The sequence below is a fragment of the Pseudomonas sp. L5B5 genome, from assembly GCF_020520285.1.
Lineage (GTDB): Bacteria > Pseudomonadota > Gammaproteobacteria > Pseudomonadales > Pseudomonadaceae > Aquipseudomonas.
Genome location: NZ_CP084742.1, coordinates 2,514,508 through 2,529,215, shown reverse-complemented (window position 1 = coordinate 2,529,215; position 14,708 = coordinate 2,514,508). Strand labels below are relative to the sequence as shown.

The window sequence follows — 14,708 nt, the reverse complement described above, 5'->3', positions numbered from 1 at the left end:
TCTCCTTGCGTCGCTGATGGGGCAAGGATCGGGGTTTCACGCTATAGCGTCCAAGACCGGTTTATTATGCTTTCCATAAGTCATGCCTATAGTTGAAACCGCCATGCTCTTGCGTCATATCCGTTACCTGCTGGCCGTGGCCGAGCACAGCAACTTCACCCGCGCCGCCGAGGCGCTGCACGTGTCGCAGCCGACCCTGTCGCAGCAGATCAAGCAACTGGAGGCGTCCCTGGGCGCGCCGCTGTTCGATCGCTCCGGGCGCAGCGTGCGCCTGACCGATGCCGGCCAGGCCTATGTGGTTTATGCCCGGCGCGCCCTTCAGGATCTGGAGGCTGCGCGGCGGGCCATGCATGACCTGCAGGACCTGAGCCGTGGTTCGTTGCGCCTGGCCTTGACCCCGACCTTTACCGCCTACCTGGCCGGTCCGCTGCTCAGTCGGTTCAACCAGCGCTATCCAGGCATCAGCCTGAGCATCGAAGACATGACCCAGGACCGCCTGGAAGCCGCCCTGGCCGAAGACCGCCTGGACCTGGGCATCGCGTTTGCCGGGGAGCACCTGGCGGAGGTCGAGAGCCAGGCGCTGTTCAGCGAGATCCTGAGCCTGATGGTCGGCCCGCAGCATCCGGGGCGCGAAGATGAGCCGTTGACTGCCGAGGCGCTGGGGCGACAGTCGCTGGTGCTGCTCAGTGGCGACTTCGCCACTCGCCGCCACATTGACTCGTATTGCCGTCAATTGGGCATTGCACCGTGCATTGCCATCGAGGCCAATTCGGTCAGTGCGCTGGTGGAGATCGTCCGTCGCGGACCGTTGGCGACGTTGTTGCCCAGTGCCATTGCCCGGGAGCAGGCGGGCCTGCGGGCGCTGTCCCTGGTTTCACCCCCGGCGCCGCGCAGCGTGGTGCTGCTGGGGCGTCGAGGGGCCTATCGCAGCGCTGCCTGCCAGGCGTTCCGGCAGTTGCTGGAGCAGGACTACGGTGCCGCCAGCCACTGATTGACCACCTGATCATAGGCGCCGGTGGCTTTGCTCAGGTGCAGCCACTGGTCGACGTAGCTCTTCCAGGCCATGTCATCCCGGGGCAGGAGGAAGGCCTTCTCGCTGTATTGCAGGGCATGCTCGGGGTTGACTGCGCAGAGTCCCGGCTTGCGCCGTTGCTGGAAGCGCGCCTCCGAGGCGTCGGTGATCATCACGTCGGCATGGTGGTTGAGCAGTTGGTCGAAGATCTTCACATTGTCGGCGAACAGGGTCAGGTCGGCGTTGGGCAAGCGGGTCCTGGCGAAGACCTCGTTGGTGCCTCCCGGCGGCTCGATCAGGCGCACCGAAGGTTGGTTGATCTGCTCCACCGTCTGGTAGCGCTTGAGGTCCTGGCAACGCACCAGGGGTATCTTGCCGTCGACCCCCAGGGGCTCGCTGAAGAAGGCTTTTTTCTGGCGTTCCAGGGAGACGGAGATACCGCCCACGGCGATATCGCACTGCTGGCCTTGGAAGTCTGCCATCAGGCTCTTCCAGGTGGTGTTGACCCACTTGACCCTGATCCCGAGGCTCTGGGCCAGGGATTCGGCCAGGCTGATGTCGATGCCCTCGTAATGCCCGTCATCGCGCAGGTAGCTGTAGGGCTTGTAATCGCCGGTGGTGCAGACCGTCAGGTGGCCGCGTTCGATCACCTGGTCCAGGCGCGAGGTCGGTTCCTGGGCCTGGCCCAGGGCAGGGACGGCAAGGCCCAGCAGGGTGCCGAGCAGAAAGCGAGGGAGCATGGGAGTCGTTCCTTGATTGGCCGGATGCGGGGCATTATTGGCATCGCACCGACACCGGGCAAGGGTTGCGGGCGGTGTGATCGCTGTCGGAGGATCGGCCTGGCAATAGCAGTCTGGTTGCATTTCGACCTTTTTTTCACGAATGGCCGGTTAACCTGTGGTTCCTGGATTCCCACTAGAGTTCATCCTTCATGTCGTCCCATCCCCCACCGTCCATCGAGCTTGAGTTCGCTCGGCGCTACGACCAGGAGCACGCGCGCGTCTGTCGCGAAACCCGGCCTGCCGGGGCAAGGGCTCGCCTGGGCTCGTGGCGCATGGCCCATCTGGTGCGCCATGCGCTGAAGGTGGCGGGCGAGCCGGGACTGATCCTGGACGTGGCCTGCGGTGCCGGGCGCCATTGGCCGCTGCTGGCCGAGCATGGCAACCGGGTGATCCTCGCGGCGGACCCTTCCCAGGACATGCTGAGCCACGCCCAGACTCATCATCCGGCCAGCCTGATGAAGCGGGTCAAGACCTTTCACAGCTCGGCGTTTGACATCGGCCTGTCGGCCAATGCGGTGGACAGCATCATCTGCATGCAGTTGTTCGCCCATGTCACCCGCAGCGAGGACCGCCTGGCGTTGCTGCGCGAGTTCCACCGGGTCAGTCGCGATTCGGTGATCGTCGCGACCCGGGTCCAGTTCACCCTCAAGGCCTGGCGGCCGGCAGGGCATGAGGGCTTGCCGCTGGCCGACAAGACGCAGCTGGAAAGCGAGTTTGCCCAGGCCGGGTTCGAGGTCCTCAACCACCAGGACCTGCTGCCCGGGTGCGCTCCTTCACGGATCTACGTGTTGAGAAAACAGGGTTAAGCCAGGCTCTCGGACTATCCTTGTTCCCCGGCGGCAGGTTTCGCACTCGCTCTTATCGGCTGAATGCTCGGAAATCGCCAGGGGCGATATATACTGCGCGCCATTCTTCAAGGGAGAGCCGTGTGGCCATCGATATACACTGGGTTCGCGACAACGATAGCCTCGGTCAGCTTTGCGTCCAATGGCAGCAATTGCCCTTCGTCGCCCTCGACACCGAATTCATGCGGGTCGACACTTTTTATCCCATTGCCGGCCTGCTGCAGGTCGGCGATGGGCAGCGCGCCTACCTGATTGACCCTTTGACCATCGACAACTGGCAACCCCTGGCCGAACTGCTGGAGAACCCGGCGGTGGTCAAGGTGGTGCATGCCTGCAGCGAGGATCTCGAAGTCCTGTTGCGCCTGACCGGCAGCCTGCCGGTGCCGTTGTTCGACACGCAATTGGCGGCGGCCTACCTCAACCTCGGGTTCTCCATGGGGTACTCGCGCCTGGTGCAGGAAGTCCTGGGCATCGAGTTGCCCAAGGGCGAGACCCGCTCCGACTGGCTGCAGCGCCCGCTGTCGGAGACTCAGGTCAGCTATGCCGCCGAAGACGCCGTGCACCTGGCCCAGGTGTTCAGCCAACTGCGTTCGAAACTGTCCGAGGACAAGTACCGCTGGGTGCTGGAGGACGGTGCCGAGCTGGTGGCCAACCTGCGCCGCGAGGTGGACCCCAACGAAGCCTACCGCGATGCCAAGCTGGCCTGGAAACTGTCCCGCGCCCAACTGGCGGTCCTGCGCGAACTGTGCGCCTGGCGCGAGCGCGAAGCTCGCGCACGGGACCTGCCGCGCAACCGCATCGTGCGGGAGCATGCGCTTTGGCCCCTGGCCAGGACCCAGCCCGATACCCTGGCCGCGCTGGCCAAGATCGAAGACATGCATCCGCGTACCGTGCGCCAGGATGGCGAGTTCCTCCTGGACCTGATCAAGCGCACGGCCAAGCTCGGCCCTGAGCACTGGCCACCGGCATTACCCGAGCCGCTGCCGATCGAAGCCTCGGCCCTGATCAAGCGCCTGAAGGCGGTGGGCCAGGCCGAAGCCGAGCGCCTGGAGATCGTGCCGGAGCTGATGCTGCGCAAGAAAACCCTGGAGAGCCTGCTCAAGACCGGCTTCCCCAACGGGCCTTACCAACTGCCTGATTCGCTGCGTGGCTGGCGCCGCGAATTGATGGGCCAGGCGCTGCTGGACAGCCTGGCCACCGCCGGAGAACAGCCTTGAAACGTATCTGCTCCATCTACAAAAGCCCGCGCAAGAACGAGATGTATCTCTACGTGCTCAAGAGCGAAGCCCTGGAGCGCGTGCCGGAAAACCTCCTGCTGGCGTTCGGCAAGCCGCAGCACGCCTTCGACCTGGTGCTGACCCCGGAACGCACCTTGGCCCGGGAAGATATCCACCTGGTGCTGGAGAATCTCGATAAGCAGGGCTACCACCTGCAGATGCCGCCGGCGGAAGACGAGTACATCGAGCACTTGCCTGAAGAGTTGCTGCGCCGCAATGATCCGGTCTGATTCCTAGCCGCTCGGTCCCGAGCGTTTTTCCTGTGCAATTGACTGACCTGGCCGCCTGGAACGATGGAGCGATACTCCGTCGCCAGGCGGCCTGTACCGTTTTTAAGGTTTGAACCATGCGCGTTCTGATTGCCGAACACGATCACGCTGTTTATGCCCGCCTGCTGCGTCAGGCGGCCCCGGACCTGGATGTACTGACCAGCGGCGACTCCGCCGAACTGGCTCGCCTGGCGACGGACTGCCCGGTCTGGCTGGGCCAGCCGGATCTGCTGGCCACCCTGTTGCGCCAGGGGCACCAGCCCCAGTGGCTGCAGTCGACCTGGGCCGGCATCACTCCGCTGCTGGCCGATGGCCTGCCTCGGCATTACCGCCTGACCCGGGCCGTGGGGATTTTCGGCCAGGTGATGGCCGAATACGTACTGACCTACATCCTGGGCCATGAACGCGAAGTGCTGGCGCGACTGGTCAGCCAGGTGGAGCGCAAGTGGGACAACCGCCTGGGCCAGAGCCTGGTGGGGCGCAAGGTGCTGATCGTCGGCACCGGAGACATCGGCCAGAGCGTGGCACAGTTCCTGGTGCCATTCGGCGTCAAGCTGTACGGCATCGCCAGCCAGGCCCGGGAGCAGGCGCCCTTTGTCGAGGTGGCCGGCCTGGAGGATCTGGGGCGGCTGGTGGGCGAGATGGATTACGTGGTCAACCTGCTGCCCAACACCCCCAGCACCCATGATCTGTACGATGCGGCGCTGTTCAAGCAGTTCAAGTCCAGCGGGCTGTTCATCAACGTTGGCCGTGGGGTCTCGGTGGTCGACGCGGACCTGGTGCAGGCGCTCAAGGACGGGGACCTGGCCGGTGCGGTGATCGACGTCTGTCGCCAGGAACCCTTGCCGCAACGGCATCCGTTCTGGACGGCCTGGGGCCTGCTGCTGACGGGCCACAGCTCGGCCCCCACCTCGCCGGAGCTGATGGTGCAGTTGTTCGTGGAAAACCTGCGGGCCTATCAGGAAGGGCAACCCCTGCGCGGCGACGTGGATTTCGCCCGGGGTTACTGAAAGGCTGAGCGGCAAGCGCCTATCTTGCCGCTTGCCGCTTGAGGTTTCAGAGGTTGAAATCGCCTTCGGCGACGGTTTCGCTCAGGGGGCGGCGTGGGCTCGGTGCTTCACGGGCTTGCAGGTAGTCGGCCAGGGTCGCCTTGTCTCCCAGCTTGCCCACGGCCACGGCTGCGTGCAGCGCATAACCTTCGGGAATCTTCAGCTCCTTGCGGGTCAGTTCCTGATCGAAGCCGGCCATGCCGTGGGTGTGCCAGCCGCTGAGGCTGGCCTGCAACGCCAGGTGGCCCCAGGCCGAGCCAGTGTCGAAGGTGTGCCACAGGGCCGGGGTTTCCTCGCTGGCGCCAGGGGCGGCGAAGGTGGTCTTGGAGATCACGATCACCAGTGCCGAGGCATGCTGGGCCCAGCCTCGATTGAACTCGTTGAGCAGACCCAGGAAACGTTCCCAGTTCGGCGTGTCGCGCCGGGCGTAGAGAAAACGCCAGGGTTGCGAGTTGTAGGCTGAGGGCGCCCAGCGCGCGGCTTCGAAGAAGCTCAGCAGGGTTTCTTCGGGGATGCTTTCGCCGGTGAAGGCCCGTGGCGACCAGCGCTGGGTGAATTGCGGGTGGATGGCGTAGTCGGCAACGCGAGGATTGGCGCTCATGCAAAGACTCCAGACAACGTTGGGGAAAATGGAATAACCGGCAGGCGCAGTTGGGCTGGGCGGAGGGGTTTTCCTGACCCGTGGGGTGCTCCGGGTACGACGCGGTAGGGCGTCGATGGCACCCGGGCGTGGGTCGGTCCGGGGAGCAAAGCTACTGTGCCCACTGGCGGCTGGCAAGCCCTGGGCTACCGGCAGTCGCCAGTGCTTGGCCCGCCGGGTCTTCGGCACTAGACTGGCGGCCTTTTCACCCTCGGATACTGATGCTTGAGCCATGGCCGCCAAAGTCGAACCTTTCTGGATACGCAAGACCCTCGAACAACTCGACCAGCAGGAATGGGAGTCTTTGTGCGATGGCTGCGGCCTGTGCTGCTTGCAAAAGCTCGAGGATGAAGACGACAACAGCGTCTATTACACGCGCATCGCCTGCAAGCTGCTGGACCTCAAGACCTGCCAGTGCAGCGATTACCCCAACCGGCGCGAGTCGGTGCCCGATTGCATCCAGCTCACCCCGGGCAAGGCCGACGAGTTCAAGTGGCTGCCGCCCACCTGCGGTTATCGCCTGGTGAGCGAAGGCAAGGACCTGCCGCTCTGGCACCACCTGGTGTGCGGTGATCACGATGCGGTGCACCACGAGCGGATTTCCCAGTCCGGGCGCATGCTCGCCGAGGGCAGCGTGGCGGAAGACGATTGGGAAGACCACCTGATCTTCCGCGCGGGCTGAGGCGCTCCGCTCGCCTGGGCGAGTCGGGCTGTTCAACGCCACATGAGCTGAGCGCAACAGCTCGCAGGCAGCATCTCAAGCAAGGAGTGTGTATGAGGGTGGGGGCGAAGCTGGCGCTGGCCGTGGCGATGCTGGGAATGACGCTGTCGGCGTTCGCGGCGAAAAAAGTCGACCTGGATTATCACGTACGTTTCCTGCCCCAGAGCGACCAGGCCGAAGTACGCCTGATCCTGGCCGATGGCGCTGCGCTGCGCAGCCTGGATTTCGACCTGGGCAAGGATGGCGACTACAGCGACTTCAAGGCCGACGGCCAGTGGCAAGCGGTGGCTGGCGAGTCGGGTGGGCGGCGCGGCACCTGGCGCCCGGCCAGCGGCCAGGCGAGCCTGAGCTACCGCGTGCGCCTGAGCCATAGCCCGAAGAAGGGCAGCTACGACAGTCGCAGCAATGCCAACTGGGCCTTGCTGCGCGGCGAGACGCTGGTGCCGCCGGCCCGGCTCGACCAGCAGGATGGCATCGAGTTGATGGCACGCCTGGAGGTTGAACTGCCCAGCGGCTGGAAGAGCGTCGAGACCGCCTGGCCACGTGTCGGCAAGCAGCGCTTTCGCATCGACAACCCCGAGCGACTGTTCGATCGCCCCACCGGCTGGATGCTCGCCGGCAACCTGGGCAGCCGGCGGACCCGCCTTGGATCTACCGAGGTCAGTGTGGTGTCGCCCCTGGGCCAGGGCATGCGGCGCATGGACATCCTGACCCTGCTGACCTTTGTCTGGCCCCAGGTGCAGGCCGTCTTTCCACGCCAGCCGGGCAAGCTGCTGATCGTCGGCGCCAGCGATCCGATGTGGCGGGGCAGCCTGGCCGGTCGCGACTCGCTGTACCTGCACAGCCGCCTGCCGCTGATCAGTGAAAGCGGCAGCAGCCCGCTGCTGCGCGAGCTGGTGCAGTCCCTGTCACGGATCAACGACAGCCAGCACAGCGACTGGATCAGCGAAGGACTGGCCGAGTACTACGCCATTGAATTGTTGCGTCGCGCTGGCGGCATCAGCGACGAGCGCTACCAGGTCCTGCACAAGCGCCTGGTGCGCCAGGGGCAGAAGGTCGTGAGCCTGCGCGGCGAGCAGGTGGACGCCGCAACGGTGGCCCGTGCCGTGCTGCTGTTGCAGGAGCTGGACCGGGAGATTCGCCTGAAGACCCGCAACAAGCGTTCGCTGGATGACGTACTGCAAGCGGCGATGCGCCTGGAACGCGTCAGCACCGCCCAATTCATCCAGTTGAGCGAGAGTGTGCTGGGCGAGTCGTCCCGCGTCCTGGACAACCCGCTCCTGCGCTGAGCCGTGGCTCAGCCTTTGGCTTGCGGGGACTTGGCCACTGCTTCGGCGGCCGGGGTCGTGCGTCCGGCAGCATCGGCATTGGCCTTGAGGTCGCGCAGTTCGCTTGCGGCACGTTCGATCCTGGTTCGCACGTCCTGCATGTCCTGGCGGCTCTTCTCCAGCAGACTCTTGGCCGAGCTGTGCCCGGTGATCCCGCGGGCCAGGGCCACGCCGCCGATGGCTACCTGGACCAGGCCGAACACGCCACCACGGCGCAGGCCCTTGCCCATCATCACCACGCCGCCGGCCAGTGAGCCGATGCGCTCCCAGCCCTGGACATTCTGTTGTGGACGGCTCTGGAACGGGGTCGACTCGATAGTCTGCAGTTGTTTGCGCTCGCTCATGATCTGTCTCCTTGGGGAGGTGGGTGATATAGGGCTGACTGCGCCGGGACCCCGACGGTTCCCGGGCATTGGGCGCAGATGATTCAGTACTTGGGGCCGGAGCGGGTGTTGTTGCCCTTGGCCAGGCGGTCGTAGAGCACCACGTTGACCGTGGCTGCCAGGTTCATGCAACCGTGGGTGGGGATGTAGATCACGTCTTCGCACCAGTCGCGGATCTCCTTGTCCAGGGAGCCGTCCTCCGGGCCAAAGATATACAGGGCACGGTCCGGATGGGTGTATTCGGGCAGCGGGCGGGCACCTTCGACCAGTTCCACGGCAACGGGGATGCAGCCCAGGGGGAGGATCTTCTTCAGGTCGTCGATGCCGATCAGCGGGATGTCCTGGTGGACCTTCTTGGTATCAGTGACGAAATCGCGAGCACGCTCGTAGCGCTTTCCGGTGTAGAACACCGAGGCGACGCCATAGCAGCCGGCGGCGCGCATTACCGAACCCACGTTCTCCGGCGACTTGGGGTTATACAAACCGATGCAGCTGTACCTTTTGTTTGCCACGAGCGAGGAGCCTTGGAGAAAAAGCGCGATTATACGGGGATTGCCCACGGCTCGGGGGGGCTTGTTATGACGAGGAAACTTGTTCGCGCTGGAGCGCGCAGCACGCCAGGCAGCGGCCAATGAGGTGTAGCAGGTCGGCCGGGAACATAGGCTTCACGGCTGCCTTGCAGCCGAACGGGAGCAAGCTCCCTCGCCACAATGTGCTCGGCCGCCGACGCTCACTCCGGGTCTTTGTTCATCAGTCCGGCCAGGGCCGCGAAGGGGTTGTGGGTCGCCTTGGCGACCTTCGGGGTGCTCAGGGAGCCTTCGCCGAAGTACTGCTGGTCGGTGTAGCGCGAGTGCTCGTTGTCATGGCAGTACAGGCACAGCAGCTCCCAGTTGGAGCCGTCCTGGGGGTTGTTGTCGTGGTTGTGGTCGCGGTGATGCACGGTCAGCTCGCTCAGGCGCTTGCCGGAGAACTCCCGGGCGCAGCGGCCACAGACGTGCGGGTACATTTTCAACGCCTTGTCGCGATAGCCCATTTCCCGGTCGCGCTGGGCGTCGGCAAGGATACGGTCCAGCTTGGCGGTGTTGGACGGGGGAGTGGACGAACTCATGGGTTCACCTTTGTAGAAGGACTAATGACGGTAATGGATAAAGTTTAGCTCAGGCCTTGAGCTTCTCGGCAATCCAGATGGTGTGCCGGGTGCCGCGATTGCCATGGGCGAAGACCTGTACTTCCTCGGCCTTGAAGCCGGCCTTGCGCAGGCGCTCGGAGAACTGCCGGTCGGCGCTGGCCGACCACACCGCAAGTATGCCCTTGGGGCGCAGGGCTCGGGCGCAGGCAGCCAGGCCGGCGCTGGAGTAGAGCCAGCTGTTGGCTTTCTGGGTCAAGCCTTCGGGACCGTTGTCGACGTCCAGCATGATCGCGTCGAAACCCTGGGGCTCGGCCTGCAGGACCTTGGCCACGTCCTCCAGGCGGATCACCGTGCGTGGGTCCAGCAGCGGCCGGCCGGACTTTTCGCCGAGCGGGCCACGGTTCCATTCCACCACCCCGGGTACCAGCTCGGCGACCACCACTTCGGCGCTCTTGCCCAGGTGCTTGAGAGCCGCGGCCAGGGTGAAGCCCATGCCCAGGCCGCCGATCAGCACTCGCGAGTTGGGGCGCCCGGCGACCTTGCTGCAAGGGATCTGCGCCAGGGCATCTTCGGAGCCGTGCATGCGCGTGTTCATCAATTGGCCGCCGTCGCCGCCCTGGATCTTGATGACGAAATCCTCACCGTATTCGAACAGGCACAAGGCACCGCCGTTTTCAGGAATCGCAGTAGTGTCCAGCAGTACGAAACGTTTCATGGAGATCTCATTGAGGAAGGCAAAACGCCCCGGTTGGGAGTAGCCTGATGCCAGACAATAGCAATGGAGCCATTGATGAAGCGCACTATTCTAACGGTGATTGCCCAGGCGGCGCTCGCCCTCACCGCTACCCTGGCGCTCAGTGCTGGCCCGGCTTTGGCCGACGAGCCGCAGAGCGCCCCGGTGGTCACGCCGACGCCGACCCTGGGCACGCCGGGAACCGCCACACCGACCCCCTATCCGCAAGTGACCCCGCCCAGTACCCCGAAAGCCGGCAGCAGTGGCAGCGCGCCGTTGCTGCCGCCCATCGACATGCCCAAGCCGCCCAAGGACCAGACCCTGCCGGGGCTGGAGCAGAACGACAACAAACCCAAGGTTCAGGGTTGACGGATGTAGCGGGTTTCTGTGGCGAGCGAGCTTGCTCCCGCTCGGCCACGCAGCGGCCGCATCAACGGGACCCCACGATGTGACGGTTGAAGCCGGGGGCGGCTCCGCCACCCAGCGGGAACAGGCTCCCTCGCCACAGGTTGTCGGTTAGAACTGCTGCGCGAGCAACTGGCCGTCGGCCATGCGCAGGCGCCTGGACAGTGAAACCGCCAGGGCACGGATGATCTTGGCGGCGATTTTCGGCGCGTCGCCGAGCATTTTCTCCAGGGAGTCCTTGCCCAGGTTGAGCAACTGGCAATCGCTGGCGGCCACGCAGGTGGCCGAGCGTCGCTCGCCATCGAGCACCGCCATTTCACCGAAGGCCCGCCCGCTGCGCAGGGTAGCGACACTGACGAGCTGGCCGTCATGGCCGCGTTTCTGCACGGCCACCTGGCCACTGTGGATGATGCACATGAAGCTGCCGGCATCGCCTTCATGAAAGATCACATCGCCCTTGGCGATGCTGTTGATGCTGAAGTACCCGGCGGCAGCATTGAAGTCGGCGGGCAGCAACTGGTCGAACAGGCCGCAGTCCATCAGCCAGTCGCGGATTTCATTGTTCAGGAGAGTGGGTTCGGACATGGGGTCACGGTCTTTTTCTTGGGGCTGTGGCCCGGGCGCGAGCCCAGGTCGGCGGTGGTCCAGTTTAAGACCGGAGCACCGCCGGGAGTTCCTCAGCCCAGGTCCAGAATGTTCAGGATAAAGGCATATTCGAGGGCTACGTCACGTAATCCCTGGTAGCGACCGCTCATTCCGCCGTGGCCGGCACCCAGTTCGGTCTTGAGCAGCAGCAGGTTGTCGTCGGTCTTGGTGGCGCGCAGCCTGGCCACCCACTTGGCCGCTTCCCAGTACTGTACGCGGCTGTCGTTGTAGCCGGCGATCACCAGCGTGGCCGGGTAGGCCTGTGCCTGCACGTTCTCGTAAGGGGCGTAGGCCTTGATGCGCGCGTGGACCTCGGGTTCCTCGGGGTTGCCCCATTCGTCGTACTCGGTGACGGTCAGCGGCAGGTCCGGATCGAGCATGGTGTTGAGCACATCGACGAACGGGACTTCGGCAATGGCGACCTGGAACAGCTCGGGGCGCTGGTTGAGCACGGCGCCGATCAGCAGGCCCCCGGCGCTGCCGCCACTGATGGCCAGCTGGCGGGAGGTGGTCAGGCCCTGGGCGACCAGGTGTTCGGCGCAGGCGATGAAGTCGTCGAAGGTGTTCTGCTTGTGTTCCTGCTTGCCGGCGCGGTACCAGGCCTCGCCCAGTTCGCCGCCACCCCGCACGTGGGCGATGGCGAAGGCCACGCCGCGGTCGAGCAGGCTCAGGCGAGCGTGGGAGAACCAGGGGTCGAGGCTCTCGCCATAAGCCCCGTAGCCGTACAGGTAGAGGGGCGTGGGACGGCCCAGGCATTCGCGCTTGACCACCAGGCTGATGGGCACCCGCGTGCCATCGGCCGCGGTGGCCCACAAACGCTGGCTGACGTAGGCATCGGCATCGAACTCGCCCAGTACCGGGGTCTGCTTGAGCACGTGCTGCTCGCCATCGACCAGTTGCAGCTGGCGGACCTGGGCCGGGCGGTTCAAGGCTTCGTAGCGCAGGCGGATACGCTCGCTGGAGAACTCCAGGCTGTTCTGCACATGCAGGCTGTAGGCGGCATCCGGCAACTGCACGCGGTAGCTGGGCAATCCTTGTGGATGCACCTCGATGACCGGCAGTCCGCCTTCGCGCAGGCTCAGGGTCATGGCCCCGGCATTGAGGGTCACGCCGTCGAGCATCACTTCGGGATTGTGGGGCACCAGCAACTGCCAGGCGTCCTGGGTCGGCACGCTGCCGGTATCCGGTGCCTGGTACAGGGCAAAGTTGATGCCTTCACGGTTGCTGCGCACGAACCAGGTCCATTGCCCATCGAGCAGGCCGTGGTCGACGTCATACTCATGCCCCTCGACCCGGGGCGCCAGGCAGGTGAATGGCAAGTGCGGCTGCCCGGCATCCAGGGCCCAGGTCTCGCTGGTGGTCTTGCTGCCCAGGGACAACAGCAACTGGCGCTCGGAGCTGGTGCGGTAGCAATGCAGGAAGAAGCGCCCGTCCGGTTCGTGGAACACTTCTTCGGCCGTGCTGCCATCCAGGCGATAACGCCAGAGCTTGTGCGGACGGTGGGTATCGTCCAGTTCACCGAAAAACAGGGTCAGGCTGTCGTTGGCCCAGGTCATGCTCCCATCGCACTGCTCGAACGGCAGTTCGCTGAGCTTGTCGCTGGCCAGTTCCTTGACGAACAGGGTGTAGATCTCCTCGCCAGTGGTGTCGAGGCTGTAGGCCAGGCGCTGGTGGTCAGGGCTGATGCTGAACGCGCCCAGGGCGAAGAACCCGCCGTTGGCCAGCGCATTGGGGTCGAGCAGCAGTTGTTCGTGCTCTTCGTCGACCGTCAGGCTGTCGTTGGCCGGACGTGGGCAGCGGTAGTGACGAGGGTATTCGTCGCCGGCGGTGGTGCGGGTGTAATACAGGTATGGCCCCCAGGGGGAGGGCAGGGACAGGTCGGTCTCGAGGATTCGCCCCCTGATTTCCTGGAACAGGGCCTCGCGCAGGGGCGCCTGGTGGGCCAGCTGGCGTTCCTGATAGTGGTTTTCAGCCCTCAGGTAGTCGAGCACCGCGTCGGTGTCGCGCTCCTGCAGCCAGGCGTAGGGATCGGCGCCATCGCCCTTGCGGGCGATCGGGGCGCTGGTGTCATTGGCGGGTACGGGCATGGGAGGCTCTCGTGCGATGACAAATGAGGGCTGGGCAGACGGCGGTGCAGCCTGACACGGCAAAAGTCGTTATCATAAGCGCCTCTTTGCCTGCCTTGCCACGGACACCATGACCGAGAACGACTATCTGATCGCCTGGGGTTGCTACGCCTTCGCCGCCTTGGGCTGCCTGCTGGTGTGGATGCGCCTGACCCGCTGGATGTGGCGCTGGTTGCGCGAGCTGCTGCGCGTGCTGATGGCGGTGCTGCTGTTCAGCCCGACCATCATCGACCCGGTCAAGGACAAGCTCGCTCCGGCCGTGGCCATCACCGCCCTGGACGTGGCTTTCAAGGTGGGCAACAACGCCTGGCGCGCGGTATCCGACCTGTTCATGTACGGCATGATCGCCTTCGGCGTGTACCTGCTGTTCGTGCTGGTCCGCTGGCCCATCGAGCGCTCCGCCCGGGAGCGTCGGCAGCGTAACGAGGCGGCGAAAGCCGCGGCCAAGGCTGCCGAAGTCGAAGATGACCAACCCTTTGGCGGTGCCGACAACGATCGCTATGGCCGCCCGGCCGTGGGCGGTGCGCGGGTCGAGCCGCGTCTGTAACCCAACCTCCGGCATTGCAGCGAGAGTCCGAGCATGTGTGAATTGTTGGGCATGAGCGCCAATGTACCGACCGACATCGTCTTCAGCTTTACCGGGCTGATGCAGCGGGGCGGTCGTACCGGCCCCCACCGTGACGGCTGGGGCATCGCTTTCTACGAGGGCCGTGGCCTGCGCCTGTTCCAGGACCCGGCCGCCAGCAGCGAGTCGGAAGTGGCCAATCTGGTGCAGCGCTACCCGATCAAGAGCGAAGTGGTGATCGGCCACATCCGCCAGGCCAACGTCGGCAAGGTCTGCCTGGCCAACACCCATCCCTTTGTCCGTGAACTGTGGGGGCGCAACTGGTGCTTTGCCCACAATGGCCAACTGGCGGACTTCCAGCCCGAGGCCGGTTTCTACCGCCCGGTGGGGGATACCGACAGCGAGGCGGCGTTCTGCGACTTGCTCAACCGGGTGCGTGAGGCCTTCCCCGAGCCGGTGGAGATCGAGCAACTGCTGCCGACCCTGATCCAGGCCTGCAGCGAATACCGCAGCAAGGGCGTGTTCAACGGCCTGCTCAGCGACGGCGACTGGCTGTTCTGCTATTGCTCGACCAAGCTGGCACAGATCACCCGGCGCGCGCCGTTCGGCCCGGCCCGGCTGAAGGACGTCGATGTGATCGTCGACTTCCAGGCCGAAACCACGCCCAACGACGTGGTCACGGTGATCGCCACCGAACCCTTGACCGAAAACGAAACCTGGACCCGCTACCAACCGGGCCAGTGGAGCCTGTGGCGGCGCGGTGAATGCGTCAGCCAGGGCCAGACCGAATAAGGACATC

Annotated in this window: 18 protein-coding genes; 10 read left to right on the top strand and 8 right to left on the bottom strand. The window is 64.9% G+C overall.

Annotated elements, in window-relative coordinates:
• Positions 1 to 103: 103 nt before the first annotated feature.
• Complete coding sequence (cynR, locus tag LGQ10_RS11480) at positions 104 to 991, top strand: transcriptional regulator CynR (RefSeq protein ID WP_226525596.1); 888 nt, start codon at positions 104 to 106, stop codon at positions 989 to 991.
• Here the strand turns inward: cynR and LGQ10_RS11475 are convergent.
• Positions 970 to 1,752, bottom strand: a complete 783-nt coding sequence (locus LGQ10_RS11475; protein ID WP_226525595.1) for a transporter substrate-binding domain-containing protein — start codon at positions 1,750 to 1,752, stop codon at positions 970 to 972. The genes cynR and LGQ10_RS11475 overlap by 22 nt on opposite strands.
• 191 nt (positions 1,753 to 1,943) lie before the next feature.
• Here LGQ10_RS11475 and LGQ10_RS11470 point away from each other — a divergent pair, with 191 nt between their 5' ends.
• From LGQ10_RS11470 to LGQ10_RS11455, 4 genes are all read left to right on the top strand, one after another.
• Positions 1,944 to 2,600, top strand: a complete 657-nt coding sequence (locus LGQ10_RS11470; RefSeq protein WP_226525594.1) for a class I SAM-dependent methyltransferase — start codon at positions 1,944 to 1,946, stop codon at positions 2,598 to 2,600.
• Positions 2,601 to 2,722: 122 nt separating this feature from the next.
• On the top strand, positions 2,723 to 3,856 hold the full coding sequence (gene rnd / locus LGQ10_RS11465) for a ribonuclease D (protein WP_226525593.1): 1,134 nt from the start codon (positions 2,723 to 2,725) through the stop codon (positions 3,854 to 3,856).
• Positions 3,853 to 4,146, top strand: a complete 294-nt coding sequence (locus tag LGQ10_RS11460) for a YcgL domain-containing protein (protein WP_058435370.1) — start codon at positions 3,853 to 3,855, stop codon at positions 4,144 to 4,146. The genes rnd and LGQ10_RS11460 overlap by 4 nt, the downstream gene beginning before the upstream one ends.
• Before the next feature lie 116 nt (positions 4,147 to 4,262).
• A complete protein-coding gene (locus tag LGQ10_RS11455; RefSeq protein WP_226525592.1) occupies positions 4,263 to 5,195 on the top strand; it encodes a D-2-hydroxyacid dehydrogenase in 933 nt (310 codons plus the stop codon).
• A 46-nt stretch (positions 5,196 to 5,241) separates the two neighbouring features.
• Here the strand turns inward: LGQ10_RS11455 and LGQ10_RS11450 are convergent, their stop codons facing one another.
• Positions 5,242 to 5,835, bottom strand: coding sequence for a nitroreductase family protein (locus tag LGQ10_RS11450; protein WP_058438712.1), 594 nt, complete (start codon positions 5,833 to 5,835; stop codon positions 5,242 to 5,244).
• Positions 5,836 to 6,106: 271 nt separating this feature from the next.
• Between LGQ10_RS11450 and LGQ10_RS11445 the strand changes: the two genes are divergently transcribed.
• On the top strand, positions 6,107 to 6,556 hold the full coding sequence (locus tag LGQ10_RS11445; protein ID WP_058438713.1) for a YcgN family cysteine cluster protein: 450 nt from the start codon (positions 6,107 to 6,109) through the stop codon (positions 6,554 to 6,556).
• Positions 6,557 to 6,648: 92 nt separating this feature from the next.
• On the top strand, positions 6,649 to 7,884 hold the full coding sequence (locus LGQ10_RS11440) for a hypothetical protein (RefSeq protein WP_226525591.1): 1,236 nt from the start codon (positions 6,649 to 6,651) through the stop codon (positions 7,882 to 7,884).
• An 8-nt stretch (positions 7,885 to 7,892) separates the two neighbouring features.
• On the opposite strand, the gene LGQ10_RS11435 is transcribed toward LGQ10_RS11440, so the two are convergent.
• The 4 genes from LGQ10_RS11435 to LGQ10_RS11420 all read right to left on the bottom strand — a co-directional run bounded on the left by LGQ10_RS11435 (position 7,893) and on the right by LGQ10_RS11420 (position 10,150).
• Entirely contained in the window at positions 7,893 to 8,267 is a 375-nt protein-coding gene (locus LGQ10_RS11435) for a DUF2892 domain-containing protein (RefSeq protein ID WP_058433591.1), read from the bottom strand.
• Between the two features lie 83 nt (positions 8,268 to 8,350).
• Positions 8,351 to 8,818, bottom strand: coding sequence for an RNA methyltransferase (locus LGQ10_RS11430; RefSeq protein ID WP_226525590.1), 468 nt, complete (start codon positions 8,816 to 8,818; stop codon positions 8,351 to 8,353).
• Positions 8,819 to 9,036: 218 nt separating this feature from the next.
• Positions 9,037 to 9,414: a YajD family HNH nuclease gene (locus LGQ10_RS11425; RefSeq protein WP_058438131.1), complete on the bottom strand. Its 378-nt coding sequence runs from the start codon at positions 9,412 to 9,414 to the stop codon at positions 9,037 to 9,039.
• 49 nt (positions 9,415 to 9,463) lie between these two features.
• Complete coding sequence (locus tag LGQ10_RS11420) at positions 9,464 to 10,150, bottom strand: spermidine synthase (RefSeq protein WP_015634551.1); 687 nt, start codon at positions 10,148 to 10,150, stop codon at positions 9,464 to 9,466.
• Between the two features lie 75 nt (positions 10,151 to 10,225).
• On the opposite strand from LGQ10_RS11420, the gene LGQ10_RS11415 reads away from it, so the two are divergent.
• Entirely contained in the window at positions 10,226 to 10,537 is a 312-nt protein-coding gene (locus LGQ10_RS11415; protein ID WP_226525589.1) for a hypothetical protein, read from the top strand.
• 147 nt (positions 10,538 to 10,684) lie between these two features.
• On the opposite strand, the gene LGQ10_RS11410 is transcribed toward LGQ10_RS11415, so the two are convergent.
• Both LGQ10_RS11410 and LGQ10_RS11405 read right to left on the bottom strand, forming a co-directional pair.
• Positions 10,685 to 11,158 (bottom strand): cyclic nucleotide-binding domain-containing protein, encoded by a 474-nt coding sequence (locus LGQ10_RS11410; RefSeq protein ID WP_226525588.1) that lies wholly within the window; start codon positions 11,156 to 11,158, stop codon positions 10,685 to 10,687.
• 92 nt (positions 11,159 to 11,250) lie between these two features.
• Positions 11,251 to 13,305 carry a S9 family peptidase gene (locus tag LGQ10_RS11405; protein ID WP_226525587.1) on the bottom strand — a complete coding sequence of 685 codons (2,055 nt, stop codon included), beginning with the start codon at positions 13,303 to 13,305 and terminating at the stop codon, positions 11,251 to 11,253.
• A 109-nt stretch (positions 13,306 to 13,414) separates the two neighbouring features.
• Here LGQ10_RS11405 and LGQ10_RS11400 point away from each other — a divergent pair, with 109 nt between their 5' ends.
• The gene (locus tag LGQ10_RS11400) at positions 13,415 to 13,891 is read left to right on the top strand and encodes an MFS transporter (RefSeq protein ID WP_226525586.1); all 477 of its coding nucleotides are present in this window, start codon (positions 13,415 to 13,417) and stop codon (positions 13,889 to 13,891) included.
• 33 nt (positions 13,892 to 13,924) lie between these two features.
• Positions 13,925 to 14,701 (top strand): class II glutamine amidotransferase, encoded by a 777-nt coding sequence (locus LGQ10_RS11395; RefSeq protein ID WP_058436860.1) that lies wholly within the window; start codon positions 13,925 to 13,927, stop codon positions 14,699 to 14,701.
• Positions 14,702 to 14,708 lie beyond the last annotated feature (7 nt).